We start from the raw sequence: 16,910 nt of genomic DNA on the forward strand, positions 1-16,910 counted from the left end.
ACCTTCATCAACCTCGTCAAGCCGCCGCCAGTCCCTGGGCGTCGAACACGCCTTCGAACAGCACCGTCGACAGGTAGCGCTCGCCGGAATCCGGCAGCACCAGCACGATGGTCTTGCCGGCATTCTCCGGCCGCTGCGCCAGCCGGGCGGCGACGGCCGCCGCAGCGCCGCCCGAGATCCCCGACAGGATGCCTTCTTCACTCGCCAGCCGCCGCGCGAAGGCAATCGCCTCATCGTTCGACACCTGCTCGACGGCGTCGATCAGCGACAGATCGAGCACCTCGGGCACGAAGCCGGCGCCAATGCCCTGGATCTTGTGCGGCCCCGGCTTGAGCGGCTCACCGCTGATGCCGAACCGCTCGGCGAGAACGGCGAGATCCGCCGCCGTCGCCGCCCGACCGTCGACAAAGACGAGCTCGGCCATTCGTATCACCAGGTGGTGAGGATCGTGCCGTTGAAGCGCTGATCGGTGAACGCCTTTACCTCCGGCGAACGGTAGATCTCGACGAACCGCTTCAGCGTCGGATTGTCCTTATTCCTGACGCGGACGGCGAAAACCAGATTCCAGTTCGTGTCGGCGCTCTCGAGCAGCAGCGCCTTCTTGGGATCGAGACCGGCGCCGAGGGCGTAATTCAGATTGACCGCGGAGAAGTCGAGATCGTCGAGCGAGCGCGGCAGCTGCGCGGCGTCGAGTTCGAGCACCTTCAGATGCTTCGGATTTTCGGCGATGTCGGCGATGGTCGCCTTGATGCCGATCCCAGGCTTCAGCTTGATGAGCCCGGCCTTCTCGAACAGTTGCAGGGCCCGGGCGCCGTTCGACGGATCGTTCGGGATGCCCGCCCTGGCGCCGTCCTTGATCTGGTCGAGGCTCGTAACCTTGCTGGAATAGAGGCCGATCGGAACGATGATGCTCTTGGCGATCGAGACGATGTCATAGCCGCGCTGCGCCACCTGATTGTCGAGATAGGGCTGATGCTGGAAATTATTGATGTCGAGTTCGTCCTGCGCCAGCGCCGCGTTCGGCACCGTGTAATCAGTGAATTCGGTGATCTTCAGTTCGATCCCCTCCTTCGCCGCGAGCTGCCCGGCATAGCGCAGGATCTCGGCATAGGGACCGGCGGTGGTCCCGATGCGGATCACCTTGGTGTCCGCCGCGGTTGCGCCGGCGGCGAAGCCGAGCGTCAGGACAACAGAAAGAAGCGTCCGGATCATGCAAAACGTCCTTGCGCGTTGAGTGGGAGCAAGCGGCTCGTGTCCCGTCTCCGAATTACCGCTTCGTTTGCCTCACCCTCGCACGGTCATTCGGAGACATCAGGACACTAGCAAAATCAAAGTGCTAGTGTGGTGGATCTGACGCTCGTTTCAGTATTGCAGCGAGTTCTTCGAACGAGCGTCAGATCCAAAACCACACTAGAATCATAATGATGCTAGTGTCCCCTTGTTTCCAACGTTCGTATGAGCGCCTGCTGCAATGGGATACGAACGTTGGAAACAGGACACTAGTGTGGCTTATGTCTCGCAATTGCCTACAGCGGCTTGCCGCAATGGGCATAGGCAATTGCGAGACGCCACACTAGCGAGCGCGCACGACCTGCGCCGAGCGCGCGTCGCGGGCGGGAATTCCAAATTCGCTTTTGGCAATCGTTCCGAACAACCGTACGCGCCGCGCCCGCCGAAGTTGGAAATTGCGCAATGCCTCGCGCGCCAGCTCCGGCGTCGAGGCTGGCTGCTCGGCGCCATCCGCCGGGCGGAGGCCGGCCGCCTCGAGACCGACGATCAGGCGCTCGGTGCGCAGATGCGCGGCGCTGCTGTCGACATGATAATAAGTATCGAGCATGTGCTCCGGGGCGAAATAGGAATCCTCGACCTCGCCGACGACGGCAAGGCCATGGCGTTCGAACAACGCCCGCGCTTCCTGCGCCAGCGGCAATCGGCCTTCTTTCAGGTCGTAGCAGTCGCGTCCCGCCACCGCCGGCCAGGCCAGATAGACGCGGACATGGCGGTGGGCCTGCAACTCCGCCAATTGCCGCACGGCCCATTCGACCTGCGGGACGATCCGGCCGGAAGCGGCGATGTAGGCGGCGCAGGAAATCCCCTCGACGCTCGATCGCCGGCGGCTGTCGTCCTTCCAGTCGCCCAGCGGCCATTTGCTCATCTGCATGTCGATGCGCGCGTAGTGGCTTTCGGCGAGATCATTCCGCAGGAACAGGCGGATGGCATCCGACAGATTGTGCAGCGAGGCGTGGGCGACGATGAAAGCGAGCCGGTCCGGCCATGGCAGGCTGGCATAATAGGCCGCGTATTCGTCGGGGGTGTTGTCGACGAAGTCCTGCGGCATGTCGTCCCGGGTGTAATAGACCCATTCCAGGGGCAGGATCAGCGTATCGCCGTCCCTTGCGTATTTAAGCAGGCGATGGATCTTCATCTCGAGCGGAATGCTGCCGTTGTCGGCGACGTCGATCACCGGCGTGCGGAACGCCTGTTCGATCAGCCCCGGCTCGATGCCGAACATCGAGCTCGATCCGGCGTCGACGACGATGCGCGGCGCCGGAATCTGCTCGAACAGGAATTGCGAGTAGCTGTAAGGCACCCGCCTGTTCGCGGTGGTGACCGCGTCATAGGTCGCAACCATCGCGCCGGCGCTCAGCGCCGCGCCGCCAACCGCCGAGAGGAGAAACAGCGCCAGTTTCCGCATGGTCAGAAGCTGTAATAGATGAAGGGCGACGGCCGCGAAATATTGGTCGCAACCATGGCGACCAGAATGGCCGCGCCAGCGAGCCCGCCGGCGACACCGACCCTCCTCCCCAAAGTCCCCGCTGCGAGAGACTGGCTGTTGGGACAGCACCAGACGAGCAGCGCGCCGACGATCAACAGCGGCCAGACCTGGAGAATCCGGATGGTGAAGCCCGGGTGGGGATGAGCCATCGTCGCCAACAGGCGGTTGGCTGCGGCAAAATCCGGCGCCCTGAAATAGACCCAGCTCAGATTGACAAACAGAAAGGTCACGACGATGCCGGCCCAGTTCGGCATGCGGTGGCCGGCCGAGGACCAGGCCCGCTGGCAGCAGCACGCCAGACCGTGCAGCGCGCCCCAGGCGACAAAGGTCCATGCCGCGCCGTGCCACAAGCCGCCGAGCAGAAACGTCACGAACAGGTTGCGATAGATTTTCGCCGTTGGCACCCGGCTGCCGCCCATGGGAATATAGAGATAATCGCGCAGCCAGCGCGACAGGGTCATGTGCCAGCGGCGCCAGAAATCCTGGATCGAGACCGCCTTGTAGGGCGAATTGAAATTGAGCGGCAGCCGCACCCCGAACAGCAGCGACACGCCGATCGCCATGTCGGCATAGCCGGAAAAATCGAAATAGATCTGGAAGGTGTAGGCAAGGCTGACCAGCCAGGCATCGACAAAGTGCAGCGACGCCACGTCGCCGTAACCGAGATCGGCGAAGACCGCCAGCTGATCGGCGATCAGCAGCTTCTTGAGCAGACCGATCGAGAACATGAAGGCGCCCTCGACCAGCATCGATGCATAGCCCGCGGAGCCGAAGGAGAACGTCTCACCGCGGCGCAGCTGCGCGAATTGCGGCATGACCTCTCGCCAATGGATGATCGGACCCGCGACGATGTCCGGAAAATAGCTGGCGAACAGTCCGTAGCCGGCAATATCCCGCTGCTGCAGGCCCTTGCCGTAGAGATCGACCAGAAAGGCGATCTGGGTGAATGTGTAGAACGAAATTCCGACCGGCAGGGCAATCTCGACGGCCGGCGGCGTCACCCCGACCAGAGGCAGATTGGAGAGGATGAATCCGGCGTATTTGAAGACACCGAGCAGGGCGAGATCGACCACGATCGCCGCCACCAACACCGCCTTGCGATGTCCATCGGACAGGTGCGCGCCGCTGAGCGCACGGCCGATGGCATAATTGAACAGCACGGAGCCGACCAGCACGGGCGCGTGCTCGAGATCGCCCCAGCAGTAGAACACCGCCGATGCGACCAGGAGCATCGGCACCAGCAGCGAGCGCATCCCCACCGCCAGCGCGGCGTGAAAAGCCAGCAAACTGACCGGCAGGAACCACAGGAAGAAGTCTCTGGTCACGAACAGCATGCCGGAGGTCCGCGGATGCACGAAGGCAGGGGTGAAGCGTGGACCTTATCGCCCAGCGCAGCCGTCCGTCCATGATCGTCGCCGCGCGGCTGGTATTCGGAACCGCTTGAGTTGTGACAAATAATTTACTCTCCTCGGGCCGCGCTGCTTCTCGCTCCGGCCTCAGGTGGACGTGGACGCGGGCTGCAACGTCGACGGACCGAAGTACCGCGCCGCTTTCAGAAGGTCGCCGCCAGCGTCAGGCGAAAGCTGCGCGGCTCGACCGGATGCAGGACGTAATCCATGACGCCGGTCTGGCACACCGCCGCCGGCACGCTCGGTGTGGGAAAGCAGCGGGCAAACAGGCTGTCGGTCTTCAGCAGCGAACCATAGGCGTAGGTGATCTGGTTGGCGCCGGCATCGAGCAGGTTGAGAACGTCCAACTGGATGCGCCAGCCGCGCGGGTCGCGCCAGCCGACGCGGGCATTGACCAGACTGACCGCCGGCGAGCGGAAGGCATTATCCTCGGTGAGCGCGGTCGGACCGAGATGGCGCCAGCGCAAGGTGCCGAACCAGCCGGTGGCTTCGCCGAGGGTCAGGCCGGCGCTCGCCACCATCGCCGGCGCGTTGGGAATGTAGTTGCCCGGCGCGTTGCCGATCTGCGCCTCGGGGTTGCCGGCGAGCGCGGCATAGAGCGCCGCCTGCTCGGCATCGTCGCCGAGGAAGCGCGCATGGGTCAGGGCGAGAGCGGCATCGACGGTTACCCAGCTCCGCGGCTTGTACTTCGCCGTCCATTCGATGCCGTAGCGGCGGCTCGGCCGGCTCGCCGAGGTATCGCCCGCGTCGCCGTTGAAGACGATTTCCGAGGCCTGCTGCAACACGAACAGGCTGAGCGAGGTGTCGAGACCGGGCAGGAAGCGGCTGCGCACGCCGATCTCGGCGCCCTTGGTCCGCACCAGCAGCGGCGAAGGCGATACGCTCACCGCCGGATCCGCCGGATCGACGCTGGCGGTGGCGCCGCGGGCATCGTTGCTGTGCATGCCCATGCCGGCGCCGAAGAACAATTCGGTGGCGTGGAACGGGCCGATCACCATGGTGAATTTCGGGCTGCCGATGGCCGCCCGGACGTTGCCCGAATTGGTGCTGTTCAACAGCGAATCCACCCGCGCGGCATAGGCATCGCCGCGCCAGCCCAGCGTGGTGCGCAGCCAGTCGGTCCAGCCGACGCTCGACTGGACGTAGAGGCTGGCGCTGCCCTCCCCCACCCGATCGCTCCGGATCGATGTGAGCGGCGCGCGCCGCACCGTGTTCGAAAGCTGCAGGTCGATATCGTCGTAGCGGCTCTGCAGGCCGATGGTCGTCTGCATCGGCCGGCCGGCGAGGCTGCCATCGAGGCTGCGCGCCAGATTGGCTCCCATCATCAGCCGGTCGTCACGCTGGTGAAACTGATCGCCATTGACGGGATCGGAGAGATAGTAGGTGAAGTTGTTGTAGAGATCGAGCGTGCTGCGCACGGCGTAGAGATTGGCCTTCCACGACCCGGCGTCGTCGGTCGAGGCCATCCGCGCCGAGAAGGCGAAGCGATCGGTGTTGCCGCCATCGCTCGGATCCTCGGTGCCGAAGCGCGACAGCAGCCCCCCCGGTCAGCGCCCGCTGCGGCACCTGGTCGGTCGAGGTCCAGCGATTGGAATAGGCCATGCCGGTGACGGTGAAACCGTCCTGCGCCGTGCCCTGGCTGTAGCGCAGCAGGGCGTTGAGCTTCTTCATGTCGTCCGGATTGGTCCAGGGACCATCGTAGCGGCCGGCCTCGCCGGCGGCGAGCAGGCTGCCGTCGCCGAGCGGCACCGCGCCCATGGCGAACAGGCGCCGATAGCCGAAGCTGCCGACGGACAGAGAAGCGATATTGTGCACGAGGCGGTCGACGAGGCTGATGCGCAGGTCGCCGGCCGAGGCGAAATCGCCGACGTCGGCGAAATAGGGCCCCTTGCGGACATCCAGCGCCGCCACCGTTTCCGGCATCAGCCAGTTGAGATCGGCATAGCCCTGGCCGTGGGCATGGGTGCGCATGTTGACCGGGACATCGTCGACCGAAATCGCGAGGTCGGTGCCATGGTCGAGATTGTAGCCGCGCAGAAAATACTGGTTGGCTTTGCCCTCGCCGCTATGCTGGGTGACGATCAGCCCCGGCGCCGCCTCGAGCAGTTCGCCGGGCCGCGCCACCGGCCGCGCATCGAGTTCCTGGCCGCTGACGGTGATCTCGCTCGCCATTTGCGCCGGCGCCCGCTGTCCGCCGGCGACGACGGGAGCATCCGCCGACACTGTCGGCGGTGATGTCCGGCGCGGCGTCGCAAGCGACCGGCGCTCGGGCTGGAGAACCCGGACCGGCAGCCGCTTCTTCGGCGCGGCCTGCTGCTGCACCACGATCGGCGGCAGTGCCTCGGGCACGGACTGGGCGAGAGCGATCGCCGGCCAGCCGCCGACGCAGGCCAACGCCGCCCCGCAGCGAAGGGCGCATCGAAAATCCGACAGCCTCATCAGCTGCCCCGCAGCGCTGCGGCGACCGCCGCCTGGCCGAGCGCGATGCCGCCGTCATTGGCCGGGACTTGCCGAGGCGTAAGCACATCGAGGCCCCGATCGCGCAGGGCCTGCGCCACGCCTTCGAACAGGATACGATTCTGGAAAACGCCGCCGGACAGCACGACGGTCGGCAGGTGCCGCGCCCGGGCGAGCCCGCAGGCCGTCTGCGCGACGGCCGCAACGACACCGCGATGCAGCCGCGCCGCGATGCGCCCCGGCGCCGTCCCGCGCCCGACGTCGTCGAGCAATGCCGCCCACAGCGGCGCCCAGCCGATCCGCGGCGGCTCGCCGACCAGCAGTTCGTGGGGATAGGCGCCGTCCTCGCCCGCCATTTCAGGCTCGGCCAGAGCCTCGAGCTCGATCGCCGCCTGGCCCTCATAGGACACGCCCTCGGGCCGAATGCCGAGGATGGCGGCGGCGGCGTCGAACAGGCGCCCCGCCGAACTGGCCGGCGGCGCATTGAGGCCGCTCTCCAGCATGCGCAGCAGCACCGGCGGCTGGCGGCCGCGGACGAGGCGGACGATGGCGAGATCGGCGAAACGCCGCTCGACGCTGTCCCAGCCGACGAACTGATGGAGATGGGCGAAGGCGTTGCGCCAGGGCTCGCGCATAGCGCGATGGCCGCCGAGCAGTGGCACGGCCGTGAAGGCCGCGAGCCGCTCGGCGGCGCGATAATCGGCGCACAGGAATTCGCCGCCCCATAATTCGCCGCGCTCGCCCATGCCGAGACCGTCGAGCACGATGCCGAGCACCGGCGGCGCCGCCGGCGAAACGCCGTGCTCGGCCAGCACCGCCACGACATGGGCGTGGTGATGCCGGACCCGCTGCACGGCGGCGCCGCACTCGGCGGCAAGCCGCTCGCCCCATTGGCTCGACAGGTAATCGGGGTGCTGGTCGATCGCCACCACCCCGGGCGCGAAGGCGAACAGCCGCCGGTAGAGCGCGAGCATGGCGCGATAGTCGTCGTGGGCCGCCGTCTCCGCCAGATCGCCGATGTGCTGGGACAGGACCGCGCGGCGGCCCTGCAGCAGGCAAAAGGTGCTCTTGAGCTCGGCGCCCATGGCGAGGATGCGCGGCGCGGTGTCGAACGCCTTGGCCAGCACCAGCGGCGCGGGCGCGTGGCCGCGAGCGCGGCGCAGGACGACGGGGGTCTGATCGGCAACGCGCCAGACGCTGTCGTCGAGACGGTTGACGATGTCGCGGTCATGCATCAGCCAGACGTCGGCGATGCCGGCGAGCCGCTCGAGCGCCTCCGCGTTGTCGATCACCTGCGGCTCGTCGCTGGCGTTGCCGGAGGTCAGGACGAACGGCACAGACAGCTCGCGGGCCAGCAGATGATGCAGCGGCGTAGAGGGCAGCATGAAGCCGACGGTGCCCTGCCCTGGTGCCACCTCGGGCGCCAGCGGCGCGCTGTCGGTCCGACGCCGCAGCACCACCACCGGCGCCGCCGCGCTTGCCAGCAGATCGGCTTCCGTCGCGCCGACCTCGGCATAGGCCGTGACCATGGCGAGGTCGCGCGCCATCAGCGCCAGCGGCTTGTGAAAGCGGTGCTTGCGCTGGCGCAGCCGCGCCACTGCATCGGGATGAGCGGCATCGCAGGCGAGATGAAAGCCGCCGATGCCCTTGATGGCGACGATCTGCCCGGCCCTGATGCGCCCGGCCGCGGCGGCAATGGCATCGCGGCCCGCCTCGACCTCGATCTGGCGGCCGTCCGCATCGCTCAACCACAGCCGCGGCCCGCAAACCGGGCAGGCGTTCGGCTCGGCGTGAAAGCGGCGATCGGCCGGATCGTCATATTCGGCGCGGCAGGCCGCGCACATCGCAAACGCCGCCATCGAGGTGGCGCCGCGGTCGTAGGGAATGGCGCGGATGATCGACAGCCGCGGCCCGCAATGGGTGCAGTTGGTGAAGGGATAACGGTAGCGGCGATCGGCCGGATCGAGCACTTCGGCGAGACATTCGGGGCAGGTCGCGGCGTCGGGCACGATTCCGGTGGCGATCGCGCCGCCTTCGCTGGCGGCGATACGGAAGTCCGCCGGCACGAGCCCCGACAACGGCCGGCGCTCGATCGCCTCGACGCGCGCCAGCGGCGGCGCCTCGCGCTTCAGCGCCGCCTCGAAACCGGCGAGTTGCGCGGCGGTGCCCCAGGCGCGGATCAGGACGCCTTCACCGTCATTGAGCGCCTCGCCGGTCAGCCCGGTCCTCCGCGCCAGCCGCCAGACAAACGGCCGGAAGCCGACGCCCTGGACGAGGCCGCGGACACGGAACGCGACCGCCTCGATCGCCATCAATGCACCGTGCAGACCATGCAGGGGTCGAACGAGCGCACGACGTGCTGCACCGATACCGGCTCGACTTCGTCCTTCCGCACCGGCGCGCCGACCAGCGCCTGCTCGCAGACGCCCGGCGTGCCGCCACCGTCGCGCGGCGAGAAGTTCCAGGTGGTGGGCGCGATGATCTGGTAGTTGCTGATCCGCCCGTTCCGCACCTCGAGCCAGTGGCCGAGAGAGCCGCGCGCCGCCTCGATCAGCCCCTCGCTCTCGCCGTCGCTGGGCATCGGCCCGTCGACATAGAAAGGCTCGTTCGGCCGGATCGCACGGACCCATTGCTCCATCAAGAGCACGAGGCGCGCAATCTCGATGGCGCGGGCGATGACGCGGTTGCGCGCATTGCCGCCGCCCCGCGCCACCAGATCGACCAGCAAGGGATGACCATCGACCACCTGTCGCGCCAGCGCGCCGACCTCGACCACCGCGCCGTCGAGCCGCGGCGCCTTGCACCAGGTATAGCCGCCGGGCGCATCCGGCTCAGGCAGCGTCAGGCCGTGGGAAGGATGGGCCGGCGCCGCGGGGCGCACGAGCCAGGACGAGGTATGATCCTCGGCGATCTCGGCGCTGTGGAAGGCGCGGGCCCGGCCAGGCTCGACGACGCCGCGTTTGAAGGCGTGACCGCCTTTGAAGCCGTAGGCGCCATAGCTCAGATAGCGACCGCTGCCGGCACCGAGCTGGTCCAGCCCCATGGCGCGGGAGATGGTGAGAAAATGGCGGAAATCGCCTTGGGTCGGCGGCGCCGCGGCAACCCAGGCCTCGAGCGCATCGGCACTGGCGATGGCGACGACGCGCTCCAGCGTATCGGCGAACAGCTCGGTCTGAAGAAAGCGGCGCAGCCCGCCGATCATGGCGTAGAGCCGCATCTGCTCGGCGGCACCGATGGCGCGCGTGGTACCGCCGGGCTGCAGGCCGAGGGTGTGAGGCCAGCGCCCCGCCAGCATGCCCATGAGATGAAGGAATTCCGCCCGTGCCGGCAGCAGCGCCCGGCTCGCCTCGCCCTCGACCGCCTTGAACCGCGCCTGCGCCGGCGCGAACCAGCTCTCGCCGGCATACACCGGCCGGGCGAAGTCCGGCATGAAGAACAGATAGAAGTGGGTCAGATGATCGGCGGCATTCTCGGCGGCGAGGACGATGTTCTGCGCCAGTGCGCCGTTGTCGGGAACGGCGAGGCCCTGCAAGGCGAGCAGCGCCTGGGCGGCGGCCATCGACTGCGAGACCGAGCAGATGCCGCAGATCCGCGGCGTATAGACCAGGGCGTCAAGCGGATCCTTGCCGGTCAGGATCTGCTCGAAGCCGCGATAGAGCGGCGAGTTGACGAAGGCGGCGCGCACTTCGCCGGCCTCGATCTCCAGCCTGATCTCCAGATCGCCTTCGACGCGATTGAACGGGCCGACGATACGACGGCTCATGCCTTGGTCTTCCCCTGCCGTCCGACCGGAGGCACGACGATACGGTCGGCCACCGCGTTCTTGCGCAGGCGCTCGGGCGTCGCCGCCTTCGACAACGAGGCCAGCGCCACGAACCAGGCCTTCGGCATGTCGGTGGGCAGCCCGACCGGAATGCCGGCGCGCTTGGGCGTCTGCAGGTAGGGATGATCGAGCTCCTCGAAACCCGGCTCGGTGCAGCTGATGCAGGGATAGCCGCCGCGGGTGCAGGAGCCCTCGCCGTTCCACGGGCGGATGTTGCAATCGCCATGGACCTGGGTGCCCATGCAGCCGAGATGCTCCATCATGCAGCCGAGCTGACCGAGCTTCTGCGCGCTCGCCTTGAACTCGTAGAATTCGTTACGCGAGCAGCCGTGATGGACGAGATGGTCGGCGTAGAAGCGCGGCCGGCCGAAACGGTCGAGATCCGCCGGCGTCATGGCCCCCAGGCCGAGTTGCAGGAAGGTTTCGACCACCCAGCCCGGATGGACCGGACAGCCGGAAATGTTGACGACCGGCAGCCCCGATGCCGAGCGGAACGCCGGCCCGAGCAGGCCGCCGCCCTCGCGCCCATCGTAAGCGAGACCGCAGGCCTCGGACGGATTGTCCCCCGCCGCCGTGATGCCGCCATAGGCCGCGCAGGTGCCGATGGCGACGACATGGCGAGCGCGCCGCGCCAGTTCGTCGATCAGGTCCATCATCGGCCGGCCGCTGCCCGACAGCATGTGGAATTTCCCGGTGCCGCGTGGGCCGCGGATCACCGAACCTTCGAGGCAGAGTATGTCGAGCGGAATTTCGCCCGCTGCGATCCGCACCAGCAGCGCATGAAATTCGCTTCCCGTGGCTTCGCTGAGCGAGGGGTGCCAGAGGAGGTCGATGCCGGCGAGGTCGAGGGCGGTGACGAGATCCGGCGCTTCGGCGCCGATCAGCGACAACGTGCAGCCGCCGCAGCCGCCGGACTGCAACCACAGCAGGTTGAGGCGGCGTCGCTCATTGTCCGGAGGCAGCATGGGACGCCTCCCGCACCGGCAGCCGCAGGGTGAACACCGCCCCGCCATCCTCGTGATTGGCCCCATCGAGATGACCGCCGAGCTCTTCGGCAAGGCCGTAGCTGACGTAGAGCCCGAGCCCGGTGCCTTCGCCGATCGGCTTGGTGGTGAAGAACGGTTCGAACAGCCGCTTCATCGCCGTGGCCGAGAGGCCGGGCCCGTTGTCCCGCACCCGGACCACGATCCCGCCGTCCTCGTAGGCGCCGGTGACGATCAGCCTCGGATCGGGCCGATCCGCCATCACGTCGACGGCGTTCTGCACCAGATTGACCATGATCTGATGCACCGGCCCGCGCCGCCCCACGGTCTCGAGCTGCTCGGGGATGTCGAGCACCACCTCCGGCTTGACCCGCGTCGCCTTCACCACCCAGCTCACCGCCGTGCGCAACACCCGGCTGAGATTGAAGGTCTCGAGCGGCTCGGCCTGGGTGCTGGAGAAACGGCGCAGGTCCTGGACGATTTCGCTGACCCGCTCCGCGCCTTCGAGAGTGCCGTCGACCAACGGACCGATGTCAGCGAGGATGCGGTCGATCTTCAGGCTCTTGCGCAGTTCGACGAGCTGCGCCGGCGTCTCGCCGCGATCGATCGCCTGGAGATATTCGGTGAGCCGGCCGCCATAGCGCTTGAGCGCATGCATGTTGCCGAACACGAAGCTGATCGGATTGTTGAGCTCATGGGCGACGCCGGCGACGAGCCGGCCGAGCGCGGCCATCTTCTCGGAGAACACCAGTTGCTGCTGCGCCTGGCGCAGCTCCTGATGCGCGGCGGCAAGTTCAGTGAAGGCGCGGCGCAGTTCGCCGACCGGACGGCCGATCAGCACGAGACCGACGAAGCGCCCCTTGGAATCGACCCGCGACGAGCAGTTCATCGACAACAGGGTCGGCACGCCCGACCGGTCGATCAGCGAAATCTCGTCCTCGGTGATGCTGCCGCCGCCGTGCAGGCGGTTGCGCAGGTTGTCGAACAGCGCATGCTGGGCCTGCGGCAGCAGGGCTTCCAGCGGCTCGCCGAGCAGCGACTTGCCGAAGCGGCCGGTGAGGCGTTCGAGCGCCTGGTTGACGGTTTCGATCCGTCCCGCCTTGTCGCAGACGATCAGCACGTCGGTCATGGCGCCGAGCACGCTGTCGATGAACTGGTGGGCCTCCTCGAGCTCGGCGTTCTTTCGTTCGAGTTCGACCTGAGACTGGACGAGTTCCGAATAGAACTGATCCATCTTGCGGATCACTTCGATCCAGGCATCTTCCGAGGCCGGCGGCGACGCCGCGACATCGGCCACGCCGGCGAGCTCGAGCAGGCCCGAGCGCTGCGCGCCGTGCTCGTCGTCCGGCTTGAAGCTGGTGTCGAATTCACCCATCGGCAGGATCTTGGCCAGTTCTCTCAGGTCTCGGTTCGCTTCTCTAAGGTCGGATCGCTCAAGGCCGGTTTGACCCGGTCGCGGGCCGGCCGTCAATCGCTCACAGCACGGCGTTCTTGCGCGGCGGCGACGGCTTGCGCACCTGCGGATCGATCGCCTCGATCTTCTCCAGGCCGTAGCGCTCGAGCTTGGCGCGGAGCCCGACCCGGGACAAGCCGAGTTCCTTGGCGGCGCGGCTCTTGTTCCATTTGTGGCGGATCAGCGTCTCGCGCAGGATGCGGGCCTCGAGCTGCTCGATGCGATCCTTGAGCGGGCCGTCGAGACCGACCAGCATCTCGACATCCGCGGCTTCCTCTTCCGGCGCCGCGCGCAGAATGCGCCGCGACAGAAGATCGGCGCCGAGCAGGCCATTGTCCTCGCCCATCACCAGCAGGTGCTGGATCTCGTTCTGCAGCTCCCGGACATTGCCCGGCCAGTGATAGGCCTCGATGCAGGCGAGCGCTTCGTCGGTCAATCCCTTCACGGTCTTGCCGAGCTGCTTCTGCGCCTTCTCCAAAAGCATGCGGGCGATCACAGGAACGTCCATCGGCCGCTCGCGCAGCGGCGGCACATGGATGGTGACGGTGGCGAGGCGATAGTACAGGTCGTCGCGAAATCGTCCCTCTCGCACCTCATGCTCGAGATCTCGGTTGGTGGCGGCGATGACGCGGACGTCGACCTTGCGCGACTGGCCCCTGCCGACCGGACGGATCTCGCCCTCCTGCAGCACGCGCAGCAGCTTCGCCTGGAAGGCAGGGGTGATATCGCCGATCTCGTCGAGAAAGACCGTGCCGCCATTGGCCCGCTCGAACAGTCCGACATGATCCTCGACCGCGCCGGTGAAGGCGCCGCGCTTGTGGCCGAACAGCTCGCTCTCCAGCAACTGGTCCGGCATGGCGGCGCAGTTCTCGACGACGAACGGCTTGTTCCAGCGCAGGCTGTTGTAATGCAGCGCCCGCGCCACCAGCTCCTTGCCGGTGCCGGATTCGCCGCTGACCAGAACCGAGACGTCATAGGGCGCGATCCGCCTGAGGCGATCGCAGACCAGGCTCATCGGACTGTCCGGCGTGCGGACGATGCCGTCGTCGGCACTATACTGCGTCTTGAGTTCGAGGCGGCGGCCGGCGACCACGCGCTCGGCCCGGTTCGCCGACATCTTCAGCTCGACCGCCAGCAGATCGTTCTCGCGCTGCAGCCGGTACAGCCGGGCGGCATTCTGCAGGGTCAGGATCAGCGCATCCGGCTGCCAGGGCTTGGTGACGTATTGATAGATGCCGGCCTCGTTGATGCCGCTGATGATGTCGGTGGCGTCGGTGTAGCCGGAGATCACCATGCGCACGGTATCCGGCCAGCGATCCCGCACGGTCTTGAGGAATTCGACACCGGTCATCTCCGGCATGCGCTGGTCGCAGAGCACGACCTCGACCACCTCGTTCTCCAGGACCGCCTCGGCCTCGCGCACCGTCACCGCGGTGCGGACGTCGAACTCCTCCTCGAGGATGCGCTGCAGCGCCTCGACGCTGCGCAGCTCGTCGTCGATGACCAGAACGGTCGGTAAGGCGGGTCTCAAGGCTTTTTCCCCCCATGCGCGCGATAGGCCGTTCAACAGATCCTCGGCAGTTGCTCGCCGTTCAGCCAGTCGACGATCCGCGAGCCGCCGAACACCGTCCGCATCTGCACGAAGGCGTTCGGATCGCCGACGACCTCGCCGATGACCGCTGAACCCAAACCTAGCGGATGGGCGCGCATCACCGCAAGCAGCCGCGCGGCGACGTCGGGCGGACAGATCGCGATCAGCTTGCCCTCGTTGGCGATATAGAGCGGATCGAGCCCGAGCAGCTCGCAGGCCGCGCGCACGCCCTCGTTCACCGGGATCGCCGCCTCTTCCAGCCGCATGCCGACCCGCGACTGCTGCGCGATCTCGTTCAAGGTGGTGGCGAGGCCGCCGCGCGTCGGATCGCGCAGCACACGGATTTCCGGAACGGCTTCCACCATGGATGCGACCAGCCGATGCAGCGCCGCGCTGTCGGAGCAGATCTCCACCTCGAAGGCGAGGTTCTCGCGCTTCGACAGGATCGCCACGCCATGATCGCCGATCGGGCCGCTGACCAGGATGACGTCGCCGGGGCGCGCCCGGTCGCCGGAAACCTCGACGCCATCGGGGACGACGCCGATGCCGGTGGTGGTGATGAAGACTCCATCGCCCTTGCCGCGTTCGACCACCTTGGTGTCGCCGGTCACGATCGGCACCCCGGCAGCAGATGCCGCGGCGGCCATCGAGACCACCACGCGCTCCAGCTCCGCCAGCGGGAAGCCCTGCTCCAGGATGAAGGCCGCCGACAGATAGAGCGGCCGCGCCCCGGCCATGGCGATGTCGTTGATGGTGCCGTGGACCGCGAGCGCGCCGATATCGCCCCCCGGGAAGAACAGCGGCGACACCACATGGGCGTCGGTGCTCATGACGAGGCGGCCTGCAGGCGGCTGGAAGCACGCGCCGTCATTGCCGGCGCGCAGCAGCGGATTGTCGAAATGCTTGAGGAACAGCGAGCGCACCAGCTCGGCGGTGGCGCGGCCGCCGCTGCCGTGGGTCATGTCGACTGCACCCGTGAGCGGGGCACCGGCCGCGGAAAAACGGGCGTCGTGCGCGGTCATGCGGCGGCCTCGCTGCCGGACGCAGGCTGCCGGAAGCGGCCATAGGTCCAATAGGCGGCGCAGGCGCCTTCCGACGACACCATGCAGGAGCCGATCGGATTGTCCGGCGTGCAGCCGTTGCCGAACAGCTTGCAATCGGTCGGCTTCTTGGCGCCGCGCAGGATCGAGGGGCATTCGCAGCTCTTCGGCTCGCGCGCCGTGCTCGGCGAGATCTCGAAGCGCCGCTCGGCGTCGAAGGCAGCGAATTCCGCGCGGATGCGCAAGGCGCTGTCGGCGACCTCGCCGAGGCCGCGCCAGGCGAAGGAGGGGCGCAGCTCGAACACCTCGTCGACCACGCCTTGAGCCTTGCGGTTGCCCTCCCGCGTCACCACCCGCACGTACTGGTTCTCGACCTCGTGGCGCCCGTCGTTGAGCTGGCGGATCGCCATCAGCGTCGCCTGCATGACGTCGAGCGGCTCGAAGCCGGCGATTACCACCGGACGGCGATACACCTTCGCAAACGGCTCGTACGGCGCGCTGCCGATCACCGAACTGACATGGGACGGACCGAGGAAGGCGTCGATGGCGACGCGGGCGCTGTCGCGCACCTCGGGGCTCTCGACGATCTCCTTGATCGCCGCCGGGGTCAGCACATGGTTGCAGAACACCGAGAAATTCGTCAGCCCGCGGTCCGCGGCCGCCTTCAGGGCGATCGCGGTCGGCGGCGTCGTGGTCTCGAAGCCGATGGCGAACAGCACCACCTGCCGCGTCGGATTTTCGGCGGCGATGCGCAACGCATCCTGAGTCGAGTAGATCATGTGGACATCGGCGCCGTCGGCCTTGGCCTTCAACAGGCTGCGGCGGCCGGAGGCCGGCACCCGCATCATGTCGCCATAGGTGCACAGGATGACCTTGTGGCGTTCGGCGAGCTCCAGCGCATTGTCGATGCGGCCGATCGGCAGCACGCAGACCGGACAGCCCGGACCGTGGATGTAATGCACGTTGGACGGCATCAGGTCCTGGACGCCGTAGCGGAAGATCGCGTGGGTATGGCCGCCGCAGAATTCCATGATGTTGTAGCTGCGCCCGGGCGCAGCCTCGCGGCGGATGGCGCCGGCAAGGCCTTCGGCGAGATCGCGGGCGCGGAATTCGTCGACATATTTCATGCTGCGCTCTCCCCTGCCAGTTCGGCTTCCGGGCAGTCGCCGGCCGCGCGCATCATCGAAAGGGTGCGCTCGGCCTCCTCGGGCGAGAGCCGGTGCAGCGCGTAACCGACGTGCACCAGGACGAAATCGCCGATGGCGACCTCGTCGAGCAGGGCAATCGAGATCTCCTTCCTGACCGGGCCGAGCGCGACCACGGCGGCCTGGCGGGCCAGATCGAGGGAAATCACTTCGGCGGGAAGAGCAAGACACAT

Annotated in this window: 11 protein-coding genes and 2 pseudogenes; all 13 read right to left on the minus strand. The window is 67.3% G+C overall.

The genetic code is table 11. The features are described 5' to 3' along the window. Positions 1-16 precede the first annotated feature (16 nt). A pseudogene (locus DB459_RS04175) lies at positions 17-328 on the minus strand (pyridoxal-phosphate dependent enzyme); the annotation flags it as partial. Positions 329-429: 101 nt separating this feature from the next. After that, positions 430-1,212 (minus strand): MetQ/NlpA family ABC transporter substrate-binding protein, encoded by a 783-nt coding sequence (locus DB459_RS04180; RefSeq protein WP_253711684.1) that lies wholly within the window; start codon positions 1,210-1,212, stop codon positions 430-432. A gap of 361 nt (positions 1,213-1,573) precedes the next feature. Further along, positions 1,574-2,695: a hypothetical protein gene (locus tag DB459_RS04185; protein ID WP_253711685.1), complete on the minus strand. Its 1,122-nt coding sequence runs from the start codon at positions 2,693-2,695 to the stop codon at positions 1,574-1,576. A gap of 2 nt (positions 2,696-2,697) precedes the next feature. Then, positions 2,698-4,110 (minus strand): MBOAT family protein, encoded by a 1,413-nt coding sequence (locus DB459_RS04190; protein WP_253711686.1) that lies wholly within the window; start codon positions 4,108-4,110, stop codon positions 2,698-2,700. A gap of 218 nt (positions 4,111-4,328) precedes the next feature. Continuing rightward, positions 4,329-6,624: pseudogene (locus DB459_RS04195) on the minus strand (TonB-dependent receptor). Continuing rightward, positions 6,624-8,954: a carbamoyltransferase HypF gene (hypF, locus tag DB459_RS04200; RefSeq protein WP_253711687.1), complete on the minus strand. Its 2,331-nt coding sequence runs from the start codon at positions 8,952-8,954 to the stop codon at positions 6,624-6,626. Before hypF ends, DB459_RS04195 begins: the two are co-directional and overlap by 1 nt. Next, positions 8,954-10,405, minus strand: a complete 1,452-nt coding sequence (locus DB459_RS04205) for a nickel-dependent hydrogenase large subunit (protein WP_253711688.1) — start codon at positions 10,403-10,405, stop codon at positions 8,954-8,956. The genes hypF and DB459_RS04205 overlap by 1 nt, the downstream gene beginning before the upstream one ends. Then, complete coding sequence (locus tag DB459_RS04210; protein WP_253711689.1) at positions 10,402-11,430, minus strand: HupU protein; 1,029 nt, start codon at positions 11,428-11,430, stop codon at positions 10,402-10,404. The genes DB459_RS04205 and DB459_RS04210 overlap by 4 nt, the downstream gene beginning before the upstream one ends. Next, positions 11,411-12,823, minus strand: a complete 1,413-nt coding sequence (locus DB459_RS04215) for a sensor histidine kinase (RefSeq protein ID WP_253711690.1) — start codon at positions 12,821-12,823, stop codon at positions 11,411-11,413. Before DB459_RS04215 ends, DB459_RS04210 begins: the two co-directional genes overlap by 20 nt. Positions 12,824-12,923: 100 nt before the next feature. Further along, entirely contained in the window at positions 12,924-14,432 is a 1,509-nt protein-coding gene (locus tag DB459_RS04220; RefSeq protein ID WP_253711691.1) for a sigma-54 dependent transcriptional regulator, read from the minus strand. A 32-nt stretch (positions 14,433-14,464) separates the two neighbouring features. Then, the gene (hypE, locus tag DB459_RS04225) at positions 14,465-15,514 is read right to left on the minus strand and encodes a hydrogenase expression/formation protein HypE (protein ID WP_253711692.1); all 1,050 of its coding nucleotides are present in this window, start codon (positions 15,512-15,514) and stop codon (positions 14,465-14,467) included. Beyond that, positions 15,511-16,659: a hydrogenase formation protein HypD gene (gene hypD / locus DB459_RS04230; RefSeq protein ID WP_253711693.1), complete on the minus strand. Its 1,149-nt coding sequence runs from the start codon at positions 16,657-16,659 to the stop codon at positions 15,511-15,513. The genes hypE and hypD overlap by 4 nt, the downstream gene beginning before the upstream one ends. Beyond that, a complete protein-coding gene (locus tag DB459_RS04235) occupies positions 16,656-16,910 on the minus strand; it encodes a HypC/HybG/HupF family hydrogenase formation chaperone (RefSeq protein WP_253711694.1) in 255 nt (84 codons plus the stop codon). The genes hypD and DB459_RS04235 overlap by 4 nt, the downstream gene beginning before the upstream one ends.

Source organism: Bradyrhizobium sp. WD16 (genome assembly GCF_024181725.1).
Taxonomy (GTDB): Bacteria; Pseudomonadota; Alphaproteobacteria; order Rhizobiales; family Xanthobacteraceae; genus Bradyrhizobium_A.

What these genes read in the sequence shown, in the direction of transcription:
- DB459_RS04180 (WP_253711684.1), bottom strand. Translation starts at nt 1,212, where the DNA reads ATGATCCGGACGCTTCTTTCTGTTGTCCTGACGCTCGGCTTCGCCGCC.
- DB459_RS04185 (WP_253711685.1), bottom strand. Translation starts at nt 2,695, where the DNA reads ATGCGGAAACTGGCGCTGTTTCTCCTCTCGGCGGTTGGCGGCGCGGCG.
- DB459_RS04190 (WP_253711686.1), bottom strand. Translation starts at nt 4,110, where the DNA reads ATGCTGTTCGTGACCAGAGACTTCTTCCTGTGGTTCCTGCCGGTCAGT.
- hypF (WP_253711687.1), bottom strand. Translation starts at nt 8,954, where the DNA reads ATGGCGATCGAGGCGGTCGCGTTCCGTGTCCGCGGCCTCGTCCAGGGC.
- DB459_RS04205 (WP_253711688.1), bottom strand. Translation starts at nt 10,405, where the DNA reads ATGAGCCGTCGTATCGTCGGCCCGTTCAATCGCGTCGAAGGCGATCTG.
- DB459_RS04210 (WP_253711689.1), bottom strand. Translation starts at nt 11,430, where the DNA reads ATGCTGCCTCCGGACAATGAGCGACGCCGCCTCAACCTGCTGTGGTTG.
- DB459_RS04215 (WP_253711690.1), bottom strand. Translation starts at nt 12,823, where the DNA reads ATGGGTGAATTCGACACCAGCTTCAAGCCGGACGACGAGCACGGCGCG.
- hypE (WP_253711692.1), bottom strand. Translation starts at nt 15,514, where the DNA reads ATGACCGCGCACGACGCCCGTTTTTCCGCGGCCGGTGCCCCGCTCACG.
- hypD (WP_253711693.1), bottom strand. Translation starts at nt 16,659, where the DNA reads ATGAAATATGTCGACGAATTCCGCGCCCGCGATCTCGCCGAAGGCCTT.
- DB459_RS04235 (WP_253711694.1), bottom strand. Translation starts at nt 16,910, where the DNA reads ATGTGTCTTGCTCTTCCCGCCGAAGTGATTTCCCTCGATCTGGCCCGC.